We start from the raw sequence: 17992 nt of genomic DNA on the forward strand, positions 1-17992 counted from the left end.
GGATGAAACATGTCACTTCCTTTCCACATGCGCCTGTTCTGCTACCCTTCGCAAAAACATCCGGAACGCCCGCTTTCCTTCTTCCGTCCGTTTAAACACGCCCGCATGTTCAAGCACGACAATAAAGCGTTGTCCGACTTCATAGCGCAACATCTCTTCCACATTTTCCTCGCTAAAACGGTTGTATCGACCGCGCATCCGTTCGATCCAACCGGCGTGCTTCCGCAGCGGCGCAGCCCAATGTTCCGTTGGAATATCGCGCACAAGGTACTGCTTGAGCGCATCCAATTCGGCCGCGAGCCGTCCCGGAAGAACCGCAAGCCCCATTACTTCAATCAGTCCAATGTTCTCCTTTTTAATATGATGCAACTCTTCGTGCGGGTGGAAAATGCCGTACGGATGCTCTTCAGATGTCCGATTGTTGCGCAAAACGATATCCATCTCAAATAAATCGCCACGCCGACGCGCAATGGGTGTCACGGTGTTGTGCGGTGTGCCGCCGGTTTCATGGAGAATCCCGACGCTTTCATCGCTATAGGTTCGCCATGTTTGGTAAATCAGATCGGCCGCATTGAGCACCTCGGATTTTTGGCCGCGCAAACGGATGACTGACATCGGCCAGCGAACCATGCCGACGGTTAATGACGGATAAGATGGCAGCTGGATCGATTCCTCGATGGCCGCTTTCTCCATGGCGAATCCATAACGCCCGCCTTGAAAATGGTCATGCGCTAAAATGGAGCCGCCGACAATTGGCAAATCAGCATTCGATCCGATGAAATAATGCGGAAATTGTTCGATAAAATCGAGCAAGCGGGCAAATGTCTTCCGTTCCATTTTCATCGGTACATGTTTACCGCTAAGAACGATGCAATGCTCGTTGTAGTATACATAAGGAGAATATTGAAAATACCACTGTTCATCTAATAGCGAAAGCGGAATCATGCGATGATTGGCGCGCGCCGGATGATGCCAAGTTCCCGCATATCCTTCATTTTCCGCACAGAGCACACATTTCGGGTACGACGAAGGCGGCTTCGCTTTTAATTGAGCAATATCCTTTGGATCTTTTTCCGGTTTTGATAAATTAATGGTAATATCAATATCCCCGTACTCCGTTTTCACCTTCCACTTACAATTTTTTGCAATCCGATCCATTTGAATATAGTTAGAAGCGCAGCTCAATGAATAAAACCAGCCGGTCGCCTCCATCGGGCTGTTTCGATATTTGGCCAAAAACTCGCGAATGACTTCTGACGGTCGCGGCATGAGACAATTCATCAGCTTCGCTTCCCATATATCCCGCTCCGTTACCGTGTTGGTTTGCAATCGCCTTTGCTCGTATGCCCAATCGAGAATCGCTGCTAAAATCGGGGAGGGGGAGGACGGAAGCGGCGGAAGCTCTTCAGAGGGGTGCCACTCTTCTAGCCCAAGTGTGGCAAGCAGCCGATTGCGCACATAAATGACATCTTCCCGCTGAATCAGCCCTTTGGCAACCCCGTACTGAACAAGCTGCTCAATTGCTTCATAAATGTTCACATTCACACACCTCGGTACCCGTTCGGTTTTGCATGATGCCACTCCCAAGCAGAGGCCACGATGTCATCGATGTTCGTATACGTTGGCTTCCAACCAAGCTCCCGCTTCGCTTTTTCCGCAGAAGCGACCAATCTCGCTGGATCGCCGGCACGCCTTGGCGCTACAAGCGCTGGAATGTCGCGACCCGTCACGCGACGAGCGGCTTCAATCACTTCCTTCACAGAAAATCCGCTTCCATTTCCGAGGTTGAACACGTCGCTTGTGCCACCGTTTCTCAATTTTTCTACTGCTAATAGGTGAGCATCGACTAAGTCAAGAACATGGATGTAGTCACGGATGCATGTTCCATCATGCGTGTCGTAGTCTTCGCCAAAAATTTGTATCTCGCTTCGCTGTCCTAACGCCACTTTTAATATAAGCGGAATTAAATGCGTTTCTGGATGATGATCCTCTCCTAAATAAGCGCCATATGCCCCAGCCACATTAAAATACCGCAGCGAAATATAACGGATACCGTAAGCCTTGTCGGCCCATTTCATCATTTGTTCCATCGCTAGCTTCGTTTCGCCATATGCGCTTTCCGGCACTGTTGGGTTGGTTTCAGAGATCGGTATTTGCGTCGGTTCCCCATATACGGCAGCCGTCGACGAAAAGACGATGCGTTTGACATCAAACTCATTCATCGTCTCTAGCAGCACTTGCGTCCCATACACATTGTTATCATAATACTTTAGCGGCTCCTGCATGCTTTCGCCCACAAGAGAATGAGCCGCGAAATGGATCACCGTATCAATGTCATAGCTGCTAAACACATGCCGCAAGAAACGGCGGTCACGAATGTCTCCATGACAAAAGATCGCTTCTGGATGGATCGCTTCACGATGTCCCGTTTGCAAATTGTCCACGACTACGACTTTTTCACCTTTTTCAATGAACCGATACACCGCATGGCTCCCAATATAGCCAGCTCCTCCGCAAACAAGAATCATTATACCATCTCCTTTTCTTCTTTTATTTCTCTCGCTCCGCCGCCGATTTTTGCCACATAAAAGCTCGCTTCATAGCCAATTTTTTGCTTATATTCACATCCGACCCGTTCAATGAATGAAGCGATATATTTGTCTTTCACAATATTCACTGTACAGCCGCCAAAACCGGCTCCCGTCATGCGAGCGCCAATGGTTCCTTCGTGCTTCCACGCTGTTTCTACAAGAGTATCAAGTTCTATACATGTCACTTCATAATCGTCACGCAATGAGACATGCGATTGCCGCATCAGTTCGCCAAAGCGCGCTAGATCGCCTCGTTCTAACGCCTCCGCCGCCTCCATCGTTCGCTCGTTTTCGGTAACGGCATGGCGAACTCGTTTTTGTTCGCTAGGAGAAAGAAGATGTTCATACCGCTCAAACTGCTCGCTTGTCATCTCTCCAAGGGAATGAACGTCGATCTCCTTCTGCAACTTTGCAAGCGCGGCTTCACACGCCGCTCGCCGCTCATTATACGCTGAATCGGCCAATCCCCGTTGTTTATTGGTGTTGGCGATCACAATCGAACAATCCTGAAAGCTTAATGGCAAATAGCGATACGCTAGTGTTTGGCAGTTTAATAGAAGCGCATGGTTAAACTTCGCCATTCCAATAGCGAACGGATCCATGATGCCACAATTCACGCCGATATATTGATTTTCTACCTGTTGGCTCCATTTGACAAGCTCAAGCATATCGATGTTTCCAGCAAATAGCGTATTGATCAGGACAGCTGTGGCCAGTTCAATCGAAGCGGAAGAGGATAAACCAGCTCCATTTGGAATATTTCCATAATAAAGAACGTCAAATCCGGTGTCTATTGAGCATGCTAACTGCATGGTAGCGATCATTCCTTTTGGATAATTCGCCCATCCATGTTCTCGATGATAAGCTAAATCATCAAGCGAAACAGTCACTACTCCATGTTCGAAAAAATTTTTCGAAAACAGGCGAATCCATGAACTGCCGTTTTTTCGGGCAAGCGCATATGTCCCGATATGTAGCGCACACGGCAGGACATGTCCGCCGTTATAATCCGTATGCTCACCGATCAAATTGACGCGTCCCGGCGCAAAAAACACGCGAATATCTCCTTTGCCCTTACCAAATAAAGAAACAAAATCATCCATTAACTCTTTCATCATTTACATGCCTCCTGCCGGTTAGCTTTATTCCCATCTTTATTGCTAGAACGAATCGAATCTTTAGCCCCACAGTTGAGCGAAGTCGGATCATCATCTGCTCGCTTTAGAACAAATGTTGATGTATCTATCTATCAAATAGAACCTTCAGTAAAATATATATTAATGTTTACTAAAAATTTTACTATCGTTTTTACTTAATCACAATGATAAATTTTGCGCTTTGAAACATTTTTTCGCTTTGAACGTATAACAAATCATAAACATATCCACCTTATGAATAAAGGGGGCTCGTTCATGGAAAATAAATTTGATCTTGAAAGAGAACTACATAAAATCGAACAATGGGAAAAAGACCAAAAAGATTTATGGTTTTGGGAAAAGCTAGGCCGCCTGCCGTTCAAGCTGTTGGACAAGATCACGCCAGCCATCATCCATAAAAAGCTGGGCCAGCTCTTAGATGAGCTTGGAAGCTATATCCAAACAGGCGGGCAATACCTTGTGCAAAATGAAAAAGTTCTTGAAAGATTTCCCGCGTCATCGATTGAGGAAGTATCTCATCTGCCGCTTGAAAAAATGGATCGCGTTTGCGATGAGTTCATTGAATCACGAATCGCTTTTGCACAATATCAAGGAGCAACAACCGGGATCGGTGGCGTTTTTACACTGGCTATTGATATCCCTGTCCTTCTTGGGCTCGCTTTAAAAACCTTACAGGAAATCGCGCTCACGTATGGGTATGATCCAAAAGAAAAAAAGGAACGCATTTTCATTGTCAAGTGCCTGCAATTCACTTCGGCCGATATCGTTGGCAAAAAAGCGATTATTGACCAGCTGTCCTCATTTTCCAACGACCATCAGCAAGTCTTTTCACAGCTGCAAGGATGGCGCGAGGTATTAATGACCTTCCGTGATCAATATGGATGGAAAAAACTATTTCAGATCGTTCCGATCGTTGGAATTATTTTTGGATCCATGTTTAACAAAATGTTTATCGAAGATATTGCAGAAACAGGAAAAATGCTGTATCGAAAACGAAGAATTTTGGAAAAGATTCATCAAATAGAATCCGCTGTCTAACCTGACTAGACAGTGGATTCTATTTGATTTGCTTTTAACAGCCATATGACACTTACAAAATCTCCCGATCGTTCCGGCACATTCAGTCCAGCATACATTAACTCATCCCCTCCGTATGTTTCGCCGCTATCCATGATGCGGTAATTTTTATGTGGATCAAGCCCTTTCAGACGAATAAAAGCGAGCGGCGGATTGGCTTCTGCTAGCACCCTGAAGTAAGCAACGAACGCTTCCGTTTGATCTTCAGATACGAACATCCAAGCCGCTTCATTCCCTTCAAATGGGCTTAAAATGCGATAAAACGTTCCGAACTGGACAAGACGGCGAATTTGTTTGTAAAAAGCGACTTGTTCCTTTATCTTTGCCCGCTCTTTGCCGCTCAATTTTGTGACATCGAGCTCATAGCCAAAATTTCCTGACATCGCTACATGGCCGCGCATATCCAAAGAGGTGATTCGATGGACTTGGCGATTCGGAACGGCCGATACGTGCGCTCCCATCGATATAACCGGATACACAAAGCTCGTTCCGTATTGAATGGCTAAGCGGGAAACCGCATCTGTATTGTCACTGGTCCATGCTTGCGGCATGTAATAAAGCATCCCCGGATCAAAGCGCCCCCCTCCTCCTGAACAGCTTTCAAACAAAATCTGTGGAAATCGCGATATGATTTCTTCCATTACTCGATATAGACCGAGCATATATCGGTGCGCTGTTTCCCGCTGTCGCTCCGGAGGCAAGGAAGGAGAGCCAATTTCTGTCATATGTCGGTTCATATCCCACTTTACATACGAAATAGGAGCGTTGGCAAGCACATATGTGATCGCTTCAATCATATAATCACATACTTCCTTGCGGGCATAATCGAGAACAAGCTGATTTCTTCCTTCCGAACGAGGCCGATTGGGAACATGCAGACACCAGTCAGGATGCTTCCGATACAGGTCGCTATCAGCGGAAACCATTTCCGGTTCTATCCATATTCCAAAGCTCAGCCCCATTCCATGGATTTGCTTCGCCAGTCCCTCTAATCCATTCGGAAGCTTGCGTTTATCAACGATCCAATCCCCTAATGAGCTTTTATCATTATCGCGATGTCCAAACCAGCCATCATCGAGCACAAACAACTCAATGCCAAGCTCCGCAGCCGTTTTTGCAATGTGGATGATCCTTTCTTCATTAAAATCAAAGTGCGTAGCTTCCCAGCTATTGATCAAAATCGGACGTTCGCAGTCTCGAAACGCGCCGCGAGCAAGCCGGGCACGATATAATTCGTGGAACGTTTGCGACATCCCGTTCAGTCCCTGATCAGAGTAGACCATGACGACTTCCGGCGTTTGGAACGATTCGCCCGACTCCAATAACCAGGCAAAATCGAACGGATTGATGCCCATCGCGACACGGGCGGTACGAAACTGGTCAACCTCTATTTGGGCAAGAAAATTTCCGCTATATACAAAGCTCAGTCCATACACTTCTCCACGATCCTCAGTTGCAGCTTCCCGCAATAAAGCGATAAACGGATGATGCTGATGGCTGCTTGCTCCACGACGGCTCTCAACCGATTGGATCCCCTCCCTCAGTTTGCTTCGAACCACTGACCGTTCCCTCGCCCAAGCTCCCGACAACTGGATCCACTCATAATCCGCGTCGTGAAAGTCGACATTCATGCTTAATGCCCGTAATAGTTTAATCCGCTCTGTCCCTTGATTTTCCAAACGAACCGAACGAGTGATAGCGCCGAATTCCTCGTATGCGGTGTATAATAAAATCGCTCGCAATCCCGTTTGCCGATCCTCCAAGACGATTTCAAGCGTCTCTGCTTCCTCCTCGCTCTCTACATATGTTGCTGGTAATCCTTTGATCGTTGGTTTTCCTTTATAAATTCGATGCATGTGATAGCGCAAATCAGAAATCGTCGATCCGTTTTCAAGCTGCACTTGATAGGCTGGAGTGCGGAAATCGGTATTGCCGTATGCTGGATATTCTTGCGGCAGCGTGTCTAAAGAAAACGACCGATCGTTCGGCAAAGGATTAGGAGAAAAGGCGCGTCCCCGAAACCGCAGCTTTCTTGAGAGAGAAGCTTTGCGAATCCGCTTTCCCCAATATAAATGAGCTAGGTAGCCTGATTTAACAATTTGCATGACATAGCTTGCCTTGCTTGTTTGCAAATGAAACTGGCTTGTCGCAGGATCAAATGAAATGGCCATCCGCTTTCCTCCTCCGTATGATATATTCGAAAAAATGTGCAAACCAAAATGAACGCACTCGTTGTGCTATAGGGATGGTACGCCATGCTATACATTATAAATAAACCGGATGCGTCAACATCTGTCCCTTGTGAGCAGGAGATCTTTCGTTGATTACTCATTAACATCATATTTCGCTCCTCTCTTCTTTTTCACATCTTTATCGCGTTGGATACTCGAACACAGGCGCTACATACATCCCTTTTCCTCGTGTAAAAAACAAAAGAGACCACACCAAACACGACAAGCGTTCTGCTTATCATGCATGCGCGGTCTCTCCTAATCTCCTGGCGCCTTATTCACGTTATTTTTAAACAAACCCGATCTGCCTATTGAATTTCGTTATATTTTTTATAATATTCCAACAGTTCTTGATTGGAAGTTGTAATCGCTGATGCCCCTGCATTCAATGCACGTTCGACATCCTCTATCGTGCGTACCAGCCCCCCGGCAAAAATCGGAATGCCTGTCCGCTCTTTCACCTCGCGAATGACATGAGGCATGGCCCCAGGCATCACCTCGATAAAATCCGGCTTCGTTTTTTCAATGAGCTGATAGCTTTTTTCCAAAGCGTGAGAATCAAGCAGAAAAATGCGTTGGATAGCCAGCACCTTTTTTTGTCTTGCCTTCATAATCACGCTTCCCCTTGTTGAAATCAATCCGTACGGCTTAAATTCTTGGCACAAATATTCAGCCGCATACTCGTCATGGCTTAGCCCTTGAATTAAATCAGCATGAATGATTAAGCTTTTTTTATGCTGGCACGCATAACGAAACACGCTTTTCAACTGCGAAATATGCAATTCCAGCAACACCCCATACCGATATGGGCTGCTTAAAAAGCGATCAAAATCTTTCATTGTTTTCATGGCAGGAATGATCTTTTGCTGTTCGATATTCAAAATCATCCCTCTCTTCTGCTTTCTTTATGATTCGTGGCTTTTTGCCGGCTCCATGATCGTTAGGCAGGATAGCGAAAGCATCGTTCTTGGTTTGCAGGCACTTATTTTAATGCCTCGCTTTTGAAACTTTTCAATCACATGTTGAATGGCTTTCTTTTGGTGATTGATTCCTCCATGCAAGTGGTCTTCCATTCTCTTCTCACCTTTCTTCCTCGATCTGTCATTTTTCATAAAACAGCTTTAGGAATAAACAGTTCCACTGTTGTTCCTGCGCCCACCTCGCTTTGAATCGAAATCTGTCCGCTATATTTATCCACAATTTCCTTTGCGATCGCGAGGCCAAGCCCTGCTCCGCCTTTCTCGCGGCTTCTTACCTTATCGACACGATAGAAACGCAAAAACACCTTTTCTAATTCGTCACGGGGAATTCCAATTCCTTTATCTACAACCGAAATTGATACATATTTTCCTTCTTCTTTTAAACAAACCATAATTTTCTTATTTTGTTGTGAATATTTTACGGCGTTATCCATTAAAATGAGCAACAGTTGTTCTAAATGATGCTTGGCCATTCGAACATGAACCGTTTCCTCAAGCTCGTTATCAATGATAAAATGAAAACTTGGATGAAGAACACGAAAGTTTTTCACAACTTGCTCCGCCGCCTCGCTCGGCGAAATCGGCTGAAGATCAAGAGGAACAGCAATCGCTTCCGCCTTTGATAAATCTAATAGCTCAAGCACAAGCTTTTTCAAACGCACGACTTCTTGAGATGCTGCTTGCAGCGATTCCTCTAAAATGTCGCGATTATTTTTCCCCCAGCGATTTAATAAGGAAAGATGTCCTTCCAAAATGGCGATAGGGGTGCGCAATTCATGGGAAGCATCTTCAACAAATTGCTTTTGCTGTTCAAACGAATCCTGAATCTCATCCATCATTTTATTAAACATGATCATTAATTGGGTCATCTCGTCGTTTGAAGCAGGGACATCCATCCGCTGCTCAAATCCCTTATTTTTGATGTCCATCATCGTTTTCGTTACCGATTGCAGACGTCCGACAAAATGCTGGGCAATGAACATTCCAATCAATGCGCTCATGACCATGGCAATAATGCCGATGCATGTCATCATGATGAACAGCATATTCGTCATATGCTGGACTTTGACCAGATGACGAATAATTTCAATGGTCCCGCTCGCCGTTCCGAAATGAAACGGCTTGCGCAGCACAATGGAGCGTTCATCATTTACCAAATGATATTCAATCTCTAATCGTTTCGGTTGCGCTGCAGGAAGCAACGAAACAGATGCATGATTAGAAACGGACACCATCACATTTCCTTTGTCATCAAGAATGCGAATCACCTGATATTTTTCGTTCAATTTTTCAAGCAACGGCTGACCTTCACGAATGCTCTCTCGAGATATATTACGTTTTTCCTCGTAATAAGTTTCAATTTCTTCAATTGTTTTTTTCATTGTTTTTTCTTCTTCATTCAGGAGCCACTGCTTCACAACTTCATATTGCAGGCATGTAAATAAAAAGTACATCACAAAAATCACGGACCCTGAAAGAAAAGTGAGCTTCCATTTTAATGAGACGTTTCCAAGACGAAAAGGTTTCATGACCGCATCACATATCCAGAACCTCGTACTGTTTGAATATAGCGCTCCTTATCTTTTTCATCCAGTTTATGACGCAAATAACGAACATACACATCGACCACGTTCGTTTCGACCTCCGTATCAAATCCCCACACTTTGTCAAGAAGCATATCCCGTGTCAAGACAATATCAATATTTTGTAAAAAGGTAACAAGTAAATCATATTCCCGTTTTGTCAAGTCGATGATTTGCCCTTCTTTTTTCACGATGCGCGCTTTGACATCAACAATCAGATCCTTAAATGCTAAGCACTCCTGCTCAGAAGCAGGCTGAATGCGGCGGAACAGCGCCCGAATACGGGCAAGCAATTCCTCGATCGCAAATGGCTTGACAATATAATCATCAGCACCGTTATCTAACCCCATCACGCGATCGAATACACTGTCTCTTGCGGTAATCATAATCACTGGGGTTTGCTTAACCGCTCTTAAACGCCGGCATACTTCCATCCCATTGAGGCTCGGCAGCATCAAATCGAGCAAAATAAGCCCCCACTCTTCCGATAAAGCAAGATCAAGGCCTTTCCTTCCATCATTACATACACATACTTCATATCCTTCATGGAGCAAGTCTAGTTCAATAAAACGAGCCAGGTTGGTTTCATCTTCAATAATTAAAATCCGCTTGTTCATTTTTTGCTCCCTCCTACTATCAGCGCATTCTATTTGATCAAGGCCTCAGTCAAGAGCCTAGAAGCGGCGGTGGCTGGATCTTTGCTAAGCCTAACTAAAAATCTACAACTTGTCTCCGGCCGCCGCATGGATTTTCCAGCGGTGATTCACTCCATTAAAAAATGGCATTGATATCCGTGATGCTAGCTGAGCATCGCATGCAACGCTTATAGATGATTGAACTTGCTCCCTCCATATTTCTCCGCTATGTGAACAGGCGATGAGCCGCTTTCAATGGCCGCCTGAACATGAATGTTGACAGATGCCGTTCATTCGCCATCATGATGACAGCCCAAAGACAGCCAGTGAGTCGATGGGACTTGACACCACGAGTTACTTCATATATATCATATCAAAAAGAAATGCCAACCGCTTCAAACGGTCAGCAACGATGATGTAGCTGAGCTTAGTTTTGCACAACCTGCGGATCTTTATATAAAGCTTTTTACATTCGTGTAACGAAGGTACCTCTCCCTTATCCAAAACCGGCCGTTCAATTTTCCAGTGATATTCTGTCGTCTTTTTATCAAGAGTGGTGATCAAATAAATCCATAAACGCTTGAACGATTTCAACAAGCTGATACATAAGCAACGATAAAGCCGTTCCTGAGAAAAAAAGCGTAATCAGCATTCTCACATGCTCTCCTCCTTCGTGATGCCGGGTTCGTTGTGTTGAAAGGATGAGCATTCGATTCATGTGTGGATTCATTTCAAGAAATGCTGCTCTTATTCCGGCTTTATTAGCATTTTTTATCATCCATTTCCATCATAAAGGATCAATCTTAAAAACAAATGAAATTTCATTAAAAAAATGGGGAGTGACCTTTTTGGCGAAACGAGAATACATTTAAAGAAGAGAATTTTAACGCGAAAGGAGAGCTACATGATGAACGAGCATTTTCAACCACCTATGCGAAAAAAACGAGACGACGAACCGTTCCAACGCCTCCGTGAAATGGTGGATCAATTTTTTGATGAAAAGCCGATCAGAAAAATGTTTGAAACACTAGATGAATACTTCCATGAAACCTTCTCTCGCTCTTATATTCCAATCGACATCCATGAAACAGCTGCGGAATATGTGATTACCGCCTATCTCCCAAATGTCAACCGCCAGCAAATTCAATTAGAATTCCATGAAAAGGTATTGCAGCTTACCGTCTATAGTGATGAAACACTGGAGACAACAGACGAACAAAAGCAGATTTACAAAAAACGACGCATGCAACACCGTACTACCCGTTCTATCCCACTTCCTTATCCTGTGACCGAAAAAGAGATTCAAGCCTCCTTTGAAAACGGAGAGTTGGTCATTCGCCTGCCACAAAAGAAAAAATATATTGATATCAACTAAAAGGTGCAGAAAAAGCACCTTCTTAAACACATCGACCGAGAAGTCTCCCACCCCTATGTGAAGTGGAGGTGGGAGAAGCTCATGTAAAATAAGGAATCATCAACACTTGTGTGCGCCCATACATACTTTTTAACGTTCTGACGGACTCTATGAATGAAAGGACTTTCTATGAAAAAAGGAGAGAAGCGCCGTTCTTAATCATATCCCATTGCTGTCAACAGCGGAATCCCCAAAATTTTTACGATAAGGAGATGAAGAAGATGGAAACCACCTTAGCTTATCTGCGGGAAGCGCTATCCAATTATCTGGACTACCATAACGATATTCCAAGTCACATTTATCATAAACTGCTGGAAAAGCCTTACGCGGACGAAGAAGAGTTTGTCCGTCATTTATCGCAAAAAGAAGCCGCTTTTTTAAACCATGTTTTGCCGTATGAAATTCATTATGCGATGAACGAACAAGACATGAAGCGCGCTCACCAACTCAATGAAGTATACGAGCAGCTACTTTAGCCGAAAAAAGCATGCGATCCAAAATAAGCCTTTATGCGGCGCCGTTTCCTTATGGTGATAAGGAAACACCGCATCCTATCAGGAGTCTTGTCTCTCCATTGGAGAAAGGTTAAGAAAATGGCGTTCTTCATCATAAAGGGACTCCGCCAAAAGCTTTCATGAGACGATTCTTGCTCATATTATCTTCACAGTAAAAACAAACGATGAATCGCTAAACATCGGCCATCCTCACACAGATAGGAGGATGGCGTTTATTATGCTTTAAATGCCCCGACCAATCCTTTCAGCACTCCACCGATTTGATTGACGGTCTGAATCATTTGTCCCATTGTATTCATCATTTTATTGATATCGTATGTGCCATCGGAATTTTTAAATTGGGACATAATCGACGGAAGGCCTGAAGCAGGCGGCTTTAGCACCGGACCAGATGGTGCGTATGGCACAGGATACGGAGCTCCCGCGTTTTTTCCTACTGGATAAGGCGGATTAGTGCCGTGCATAAAATAAGGCTGCTGATTCATAGAATTTCCCACTGGGTATCCTTGATGGATTGGCCAATGCGAAAACGCTTGAGAATAGGGCATATGCCATCCCCCTGTTGGATAGGGCCACTGCGGAGATGACGGCGGAAGCGGAACACGATACGGATATTGATACATAACATCCTCCCCCACTTTTCGATATACGTGCAACTTGAAAATCAACGGTCGAAGGCAAGACAACAAAAATTCATGGATCGATGACGCAGTCCGTTATTCGATTCATCCGCCGCCGAAAAGCCACACGCACTTCATCTAAAGTTCCACCTGTAAAAAAGCTAAGTACATTTCTATAGGCTGACACCATTATATGTATAGAATGGGCGAAAAGTGAAAATGGAGCCGTACATCATCCATCCTGAAAATCCTTCATTTATCCATGTGCGCGAACGGAAAAGTTCAGCAACGGGCTATTTTCATCCTTACGAATTGTCATATGTTGTCGGAAGTTTCAATTTTTCGAATTTACATCAACCATTATTTTTTATGATAAGATGAACAAAAAGAGGAGATGGATAAAGGGGGCATCGATCATGAATACGACAGAATTAAAGGGGAAATTTATAGCGAAAAGAAACTATGAACCGGCCAGCATCAACGAGCTGCTTGATTTTGCCCGTCAAGTATACCTGCGCGGGGAGCTTACGATTTCTGAATATCGCGATCTCACCCGACAGCTGGAGCTAGCAGGCGCTCATAAGCCTGAATAACCGATGGATCATTCATGAAGACAGGACGGGCTCGCTGCTTTTTCATGATTTCATCCGACCCGGTCGAAACATCCACTGTTCGCGGTTATCGGTTAAGCTGTATAACCTGAACATAAGCCGAGTGAACTAATTCCTCTTTCTGTAGATGTTCTACTTAGAAAACTGAATGATGGGTTCCATGGATAAGCATGTTGAAGCGCCCGCTTTTCTTTCTGGCTTTGCAAAGGAAGGCCAGAAAAAAGCAGGCCTATTTTTTTGAAAAAAAAGTGAACACTCAACATCTAATCTATGCTGATCAGCCTCCCTCCTTTCAAGCAAACAGCGGATATATACGAAAAAATGCCCCCAAATACAAAGGAGGTCAGGCTTTTCCTTTCATCTCAAATATAAATAAGGCTATCCCTTAACAGATGGATAGCCTTTTATTGATTTGATCTCATTTCCAATCGTTCGCTGACAAGAGTAAGAGTATAGTCAATGGATTGATGAAATTGCTTCAAGCGTCGAAGCTTGACCGCAGGATAAAACGCCTCGACTACAATTTTTTCGATATTTTCGCTTGTTGCTTCGATTTGCTGCGAATGAACATGCTGCGGCCGCTCTGTGCGGATCCAAGCGAGCGCCTCCTGCCTCCATTTCTCTACCGTTTGACTGACAGCATCAGCAAACGGCTTTACCTGCTGGAAAAAATCAGGCTGTTCATGGCTATTAACGGCTTTTTCAGCTATTTGTAAAATTTCATCATTATATTTGAGCAACTCGTTTGTCAAACGTCTAAGCTGTTCATACATGTCGCATTTCTCTCCTTTTGAAAACCATTATACAAAATGAAGCTTCGATGCGACAAACACTTTCTTCTCAGCCTCGTGATCCAGCTGCTTCTCTACATGGTCAAGCTGCGCAGCTAACTCGTTGATTTGCGACTGCTGATTTCGCTGCTGTTCTTTCACGAGATCATCCATCATTTCATCCATTTTTTGATCAATTTGCTGCATCAACTCCAAAATTTCTTCCAGTTGTTTTTCCACTTCCTCTTTTCTCACCCACCGCATATGCGAATCCTCCCCCTTACCCGTTTGCTTTTAAACATTCGCCGTTTTCCGCGTGCTCCCTTCACACTTGACAAAACTAGAAGCGTTTCGGCAAAGAAAGTCGTCTTTTTTATTTCTTCGTGCAATTTCGACATTTTCTTTATTCCCCCTATTCCAGCTCTCCTATGGTATAATAAAAAACATTCAAAGGAGATGAGGAGAAGATGTTCAAATATCCCGGTGGCAGACAATATAAAGTGAAGGAAACAGAAGAAGCCGTTCAACCCCTTCATCAAAATTATGGAAACCGCGGGATGACGTTAGAAGAGGATTTAAATTCCACCAATGAGTATTACCGCGAGCATGGCATTGCCATCATTCATAAAAAGCCGACACCGATTCAAATTGTCCGTGTTGACTATCCAAAGCGCAGCGCTGCTGTCATTAAAGAGGCCTATTTTAAACAAGCATCAACAACGGACTATAACGGTGTTTATCGCGGTAAATATATTGATTTTGAGGCAAAGGAAACGAGAAATACAACCTCTTTCCCTTTAAAAAATTTTCACGAGCATCAAATTCAGCACATGAGGCAGGTGCTTCAGCATGGAGCCATTTGCTTCGTTATTTTGCGTTTCGCTTCCTTGGGTGAAGTGTACCTGCTGGATGCTTCGCATTTGCTTTCCTTTTGGGAAAGACAGCAATCTGGCGGTAGAAAATCGCTAACCAAACAAGAAATTGAACAGTATGGCCATCACATTTCACTTGGCTATCAACCTCGAATTGATTATATTAGAGTAGTAGAAAACATCTACTTTTAAGTAAGAAATCAAATCAATTTCTTACAATGATTAGAAAGGTAGGATTTGCTTATGTCTGGTGAATATCGTTCTCGTGCAGAACGGAAGCAAGCAGCAAAACAACCAAAGCAAAAAAAGAAAAAAAAGCGAAAAGCCAACTCGTTATTGAAAACAATCGCACTCTCGCTTATGTTGTTAATCATAATCGGATTAGTCGGAGGGATTGCGACATTTGCCTATTTCGTCAAGGGCACACCGCCGCTTGATGAAGCCAAAATTAAAGACCCTTTATCATCGACTGTCTACGATATGAATGGTCATAAAATCGCTGAGCTCAGCGCGAATGGCCAAAAACGAACGTACGTTTCCTATTCTGACATTCCGAAAGTCTTGGAAAACGCGGTGCTGGCAACAGAGGATGCCCGGTTCTATCAGCATCACGGCGTCGATTTTATCCGGCTTGGCGGCGCGGTGCTGGCGAATGTGAAAGAAGGGTTTGGAGCGGAGGGAGGAAGCACCATCACTCAACAAGTGGTTAAACTCTCCTTCCTTTCATCCGAAAAAACGCTCAAACGCAAATCACAAGAGCTGTGGCTGGCCCTTCGTCTTGAGCAAAAATATTCTAAACACGAAATTTTAGAGATGTATTTAAACAAAATTTATTATTCGAACAGTATTTATGGGGTGGCTAAAGCGGCAGAGTTTTATTTTGGCAAAACCAATTTGAAAGACTTAACGCTCCCTGAAGCGGCCCTGCTCGCAGGCTTGCCGCAAAGCCCAAACAACTATAATCCGTACGAACATCCGGAAGCGGCGAAAAAGCGGCGCGACGTCGTGTTATCGCTTATGGCCAAGCATGGATTTATTACAAAAGAAGAAGCGGAAAAAGCGAAGAAAGTGCCGATTTCCTCCATGCTCGTCGATCGGAAAAAGAACAGCGGCACGGCCTCGCTTCCATATGATTCGTTTATCGACGAAGTGATTAGAGAAGTAACAGATCAAGCGAACGTGAACGTATATGAAGATGGATTAAAAATTTACACGACGCTCGATCCAAATGCCCAAGATTATGTAGAAGACTTGCTTAATTCTAATGAGTTATTTACAAAGAAAAAGGATTTACAATCATCCATTGCTTTAATTGATACAAAAACTGGCGAAATCCGTGCACTTGGCGGCGGACGCGATCCAGAGAACGTTACATTCGGCTTCAACTACGCGATTCAGCCAGTTGGGCAGCCTGGTTCAACCATTAAACCAATTTTAGATTACGGTCCAGCCATTGAATATTTAAAATGGTCGACAGCCCATCAGCTTGTTGATGAACCATATCAATATTCAGATGGCACGCCGATTAAAAACTGGAATGGCAGTTATGAAGGCGCGATGACGATGCGGACGGCTCTTGCCAAATCACGCAACATTCCTGCTTTGAAGGCATTTCAAGCTGTTGGTCGAGAACGTGCGAAACAGTTTGCCAATAAGCTTGGCATGGGATTTGACACCGTTTATGAATCATATTCTATCGGCGGTCTTGAAAAAGGCGTATCGCCGCTGCAAATGGCTGGGGCTTACAGCGCTTTTGGCAATAATGGGGTCTATATCAAGCCGCATGCGGTCACTAAAATTGTCTTTCCTGATAATACAGAGATGAATTTGACGCCAAAACCGAAAACAGCGATGAAGGATTATACCGCTTATATGATTACCGACATGCTCAAATCAGTCGTGCAATCCGGAACAGGTACGCTTGCGAACGTGCCGGGTCTTCATATCGCTGGGAAGACGGGAACCACCAACTATGATAAAGATACGGCCCGTAAATACGGCTTGTCTAGCAGCGCGGTCCCAGATAGCTGGTTTGTCGGCTATACGCCAAATTATACGGCGGCTGTATGGACCGGCTTTAGCAAACGAAGCAGCACAGCGGATTTATCGACATATGAACAAAAGCTGCCGCGCTTGTTATTCAAAAAGGTCATCGCCCATGTAGATAAAGGCGGCAAAGATTTCCCAATGCCAAATAGCGTAGAGAAGCTGCCAATTAAAAAAGGCTCCAATCCGCCGAAGCTGGCAAGCAAATATACGCCAGCCAGCGAAATTACGTATGAATGCTTTATAAAAGGAACAGAGCCGACGGAAACAGCAAAAGATGAGCCGCCAGCAGCACCAGCGAATTTGCAAGCCGTCTATGATGCTGCCACAGATGCCATTTCCCTTTCTTGGAAATATGACAACGGTTCAAATGGAGACATGGCATTTGAAGTGCGTATCAAAAATGATAAAGGCGACTCAAGTGTGATTCCAACGTCCAACTCTTCTTTAACCATTAATCATCCGACTCCAGGAGCCGTTTATACGTTTGAAGTATATGCGGTAAGCAAGGACGGACAAATCAGAAGCAATCCAGCCGTGGCGACTGTCAATGTTCCGGGCAACGAACAGGAGGAACCAAACGGCAACAATAATAACAACGGAAACAATGGGAATGGAAACAACAACGGAATTCCTGGCAATAACGGGAACAACGGAAATGGAAACAATAACGGAATTCCTGGCAATAACGGGAACAATGGGAATGGAAACAATAATAATTCTGGGAATGACGGCAGCGGCAATTCTGGCAACAATAATAACGGAACTGGCGGCAATACAGAAAATGGTGGAAGCGGCGGACAAAATAACAACGGTGGCAGCTCTGGCGGAAGCACACCGCCAACAACCCAAAATACCAGCCCTAATAACTCAACTCAAACCCATTAACG

The 17992-nt window shown here is 44.4% G+C and carries 17 protein-coding genes; 6 read left to right on the forward strand and 11 right to left on the reverse strand.

What is annotated here, in order from left to right; genetic code table 11:
- Positions 1 to 12 precede the first annotated feature (12 nt).
- From galT to GRQ40_RS11540, 3 genes are read right to left on the reverse strand one after another with little or no spacing between them, the layout of a single operon-like run.
- Entirely contained in the window at positions 13 to 1539 is a 1527-nt protein-coding gene (gene galT, locus GRQ40_RS11530; protein WP_159720038.1) for a UDP-glucose--hexose-1-phosphate uridylyltransferase, read from the reverse strand.
- Between the two features lie 2 nt (positions 1540 to 1541).
- Positions 1542 to 2528 (reverse strand): UDP-glucose 4-epimerase GalE, encoded by a 987-nt coding sequence (gene galE / locus GRQ40_RS11535; protein ID WP_159720039.1) that lies wholly within the window; start codon positions 2526 to 2528, stop codon positions 1542 to 1544.
- Positions 2528 to 3709 (reverse strand): galactokinase, encoded by a 1182-nt coding sequence (locus tag GRQ40_RS11540; protein WP_159720040.1) that lies wholly within the window; start codon positions 3707 to 3709, stop codon positions 2528 to 2530. The genes galE and GRQ40_RS11540 overlap by 1 nt, the downstream gene beginning before the upstream one ends.
- A 294-nt stretch (positions 3710 to 4003) precedes the next feature.
- On the opposite strand from GRQ40_RS11540, the gene GRQ40_RS11545 reads away from it, so the two are divergent.
- Entirely contained in the window at positions 4004 to 4786 is a 783-nt protein-coding gene (locus tag GRQ40_RS11545) for an EcsC family protein (RefSeq protein WP_066145340.1), read from the forward strand.
- A gap of 5 nt (positions 4787 to 4791) precedes the next feature.
- Here GRQ40_RS11545 and GRQ40_RS11550 read toward each other — a convergent pair whose 3' ends face one another.
- The 5 genes from GRQ40_RS11550 to GRQ40_RS11565 form a co-directional block, all read right to left on the reverse strand.
- A complete protein-coding gene (locus GRQ40_RS11550) occupies positions 4792 to 6996 on the reverse strand; it encodes an alpha-galactosidase (RefSeq protein ID WP_159720041.1) in 2205 nt (734 codons plus the stop codon).
- Between the two features lie 368 nt (positions 6997 to 7364).
- Positions 7365 to 7943 (reverse strand): glycerol-3-phosphate responsive antiterminator, encoded by a 579-nt coding sequence (locus GRQ40_RS11555; RefSeq protein WP_066145347.1) that lies wholly within the window; start codon positions 7941 to 7943, stop codon positions 7365 to 7367.
- An 18-nt stretch (positions 7944 to 7961) separates the two neighbouring features.
- Complete coding sequence (locus GRQ40_RS18330) at positions 7962 to 8129, reverse strand: hypothetical protein (protein WP_172798628.1); 168 nt, start codon at positions 8127 to 8129, stop codon at positions 7962 to 7964.
- Between the two features lie 35 nt (positions 8130 to 8164).
- A complete protein-coding gene (locus GRQ40_RS11560; protein WP_044742302.1) occupies positions 8165 to 9565 on the reverse strand; it encodes a HAMP domain-containing sensor histidine kinase in 1401 nt (466 codons plus the stop codon).
- A complete protein-coding gene (locus GRQ40_RS11565) occupies positions 9562 to 10236 on the reverse strand; it encodes a response regulator transcription factor (RefSeq protein ID WP_159720042.1) in 675 nt (224 codons plus the stop codon). The genes GRQ40_RS11560 and GRQ40_RS11565 overlap by 4 nt, the downstream gene beginning before the upstream one ends.
- Before the next feature lie 925 nt (positions 10237 to 11161).
- Between GRQ40_RS11565 and GRQ40_RS11570 the strand changes: the two genes are divergently transcribed.
- Both GRQ40_RS11570 and GRQ40_RS11575 read left to right on the forward strand, forming a co-directional pair.
- A complete protein-coding gene (locus tag GRQ40_RS11570; RefSeq protein WP_080862429.1) occupies positions 11162 to 11629 on the forward strand; it encodes an Hsp20/alpha crystallin family protein in 468 nt (155 codons plus the stop codon).
- Between the two features lie 260 nt (positions 11630 to 11889).
- Positions 11890 to 12144 (forward strand): sigma-G-dependent sporulation-specific acid-soluble spore protein CsgA, encoded by a 255-nt coding sequence (locus GRQ40_RS11575; protein WP_159720043.1) that lies wholly within the window; start codon positions 11890 to 11892, stop codon positions 12142 to 12144.
- 254 nt (positions 12145 to 12398) lie between these two features.
- On the opposite strand, the gene GRQ40_RS11580 is transcribed toward GRQ40_RS11575, so the two are convergent.
- Complete coding sequence (locus tag GRQ40_RS11580) at positions 12399 to 12806, reverse strand: YppG family protein (RefSeq protein ID WP_044742298.1); 408 nt, start codon at positions 12804 to 12806, stop codon at positions 12399 to 12401.
- Positions 12807 to 13219: 413 nt separating this feature from the next.
- Between GRQ40_RS11580 and GRQ40_RS11585 the strand changes: the two genes are divergently transcribed.
- On the forward strand, positions 13220 to 13396 hold the full coding sequence (locus tag GRQ40_RS11585) for a YppF family protein (RefSeq protein ID WP_082063547.1): 177 nt from the start codon (positions 13220 to 13222) through the stop codon (positions 13394 to 13396).
- A 422-nt stretch (positions 13397 to 13818) separates the two neighbouring features.
- Here the strand turns inward: GRQ40_RS11585 and GRQ40_RS11590 are convergent, their stop codons facing one another.
- The gene (locus tag GRQ40_RS11590; protein WP_044742296.1) at positions 13819 to 14187 is read right to left on the reverse strand and encodes a YppE family protein; all 369 of its coding nucleotides are present in this window, start codon (positions 14185 to 14187) and stop codon (positions 13819 to 13821) included.
- Between the two features lie 27 nt (positions 14188 to 14214).
- A complete protein-coding gene (locus tag GRQ40_RS11595; RefSeq protein ID WP_044742295.1) occupies positions 14215 to 14448 on the reverse strand; it encodes a hypothetical protein in 234 nt (77 codons plus the stop codon).
- 203 nt (positions 14449 to 14651) lie between these two features.
- Between GRQ40_RS11595 and recU the strand changes: the two genes are divergently transcribed.
- Positions 14652 to 15248, forward strand: coding sequence for a Holliday junction resolvase RecU (gene recU / locus GRQ40_RS11600; RefSeq protein WP_066145361.1), 597 nt, complete (start codon positions 14652 to 14654; stop codon positions 15246 to 15248).
- 51 nt (positions 15249 to 15299) lie between these two features.
- Positions 15300 to 17990, forward strand: coding sequence for a PBP1A family penicillin-binding protein (locus tag GRQ40_RS11605; protein ID WP_159720044.1), 2691 nt, complete (start codon positions 15300 to 15302; stop codon positions 17988 to 17990).
- Positions 17991 to 17992: the final 2 nt, after the last annotated feature.

The sequence above is a fragment of the Anoxybacillus sp. PDR2 genome, from assembly GCF_009834045.1.
Classification (GTDB): domain Bacteria; phylum Bacillota; class Bacilli; order Bacillales; family Anoxybacillaceae; genus Anoxybacteroides; species Anoxybacteroides rupiense.

What these genes read in the sequence shown, in the direction of transcription:
- GRQ40_RS11565 (WP_159720042.1), bottom strand. Translation starts at nt 10,236, where the DNA reads ATGAACAAGCGGATTTTAATTATTGAAGATGAAACCAACCTGGCTCGT.
- GRQ40_RS11605 (WP_159720044.1), top strand. Translation starts at nt 15,300, where the DNA reads ATGTCTGGTGAATATCGTTCTCGTGCAGAACGGAAGCAAGCAGCAAAA.
- galE (WP_159720039.1), bottom strand. Translation starts at nt 2,528, where the DNA reads ATGATTCTTGTTTGCGGAGGAGCTGGCTATATTGGGAGCCATGCGGTG.
- GRQ40_RS11555 (WP_066145347.1), bottom strand. Translation starts at nt 7,943, where the DNA reads ATGATTTTGAATATCGAACAGCAAAAGATCATTCCTGCCATGAAAACA.
- GRQ40_RS11575 (WP_159720043.1), top strand. Translation starts at nt 11,890, where the DNA reads ATGGAAACCACCTTAGCTTATCTGCGGGAAGCGCTATCCAATTATCTG.
- GRQ40_RS11590 (WP_044742296.1), bottom strand. Translation starts at nt 14,187, where the DNA reads ATGTATGAACAGCTTAGACGTTTGACAAACGAGTTGCTCAAATATAAT.
- GRQ40_RS11585 (WP_082063547.1), top strand. Translation starts at nt 13,220, where the DNA reads ATGAATACGACAGAATTAAAGGGGAAATTTATAGCGAAAAGAAACTAT.
- GRQ40_RS18330 (WP_172798628.1), bottom strand. Translation starts at nt 8,129, where the DNA reads ATGGAAGACCACTTGCATGGAGGAATCAATCACCAAAAGAAAGCCATT.
- recU (WP_066145361.1), top strand. Translation starts at nt 14,652, where the DNA reads ATGTTCAAATATCCCGGTGGCAGACAATATAAAGTGAAGGAAACAGAA.
- GRQ40_RS11540 (WP_159720040.1), bottom strand. Translation starts at nt 3,709, where the DNA reads ATGATGAAAGAGTTAATGGATGATTTTGTTTCTTTATTTGGTAAGGGC.
- GRQ40_RS11595 (WP_044742295.1), bottom strand. Translation starts at nt 14,448, where the DNA reads ATGCGGTGGGTGAGAAAAGAGGAAGTGGAAAAACAACTGGAAGAAATT.
- GRQ40_RS11570 (WP_080862429.1), top strand. Translation starts at nt 11,162, where the DNA reads ATGAACGAGCATTTTCAACCACCTATGCGAAAAAAACGAGACGACGAA.
- GRQ40_RS11580 (WP_044742298.1), bottom strand. Translation starts at nt 12,806, where the DNA reads ATGTATCAATATCCGTATCGTGTTCCGCTTCCGCCGTCATCTCCGCAG.
- GRQ40_RS11550 (WP_159720041.1), bottom strand. Translation starts at nt 6,996, where the DNA reads ATGGCCATTTCATTTGATCCTGCGACAAGCCAGTTTCATTTGCAAACA.
- GRQ40_RS11560 (WP_044742302.1), bottom strand. Translation starts at nt 9,565, where the DNA reads ATGAAACCTTTTCGTCTTGGAAACGTCTCATTAAAATGGAAGCTCACT.
- GRQ40_RS11545 (WP_066145340.1), top strand. Translation starts at nt 4,004, where the DNA reads ATGGAAAATAAATTTGATCTTGAAAGAGAACTACATAAAATCGAACAA.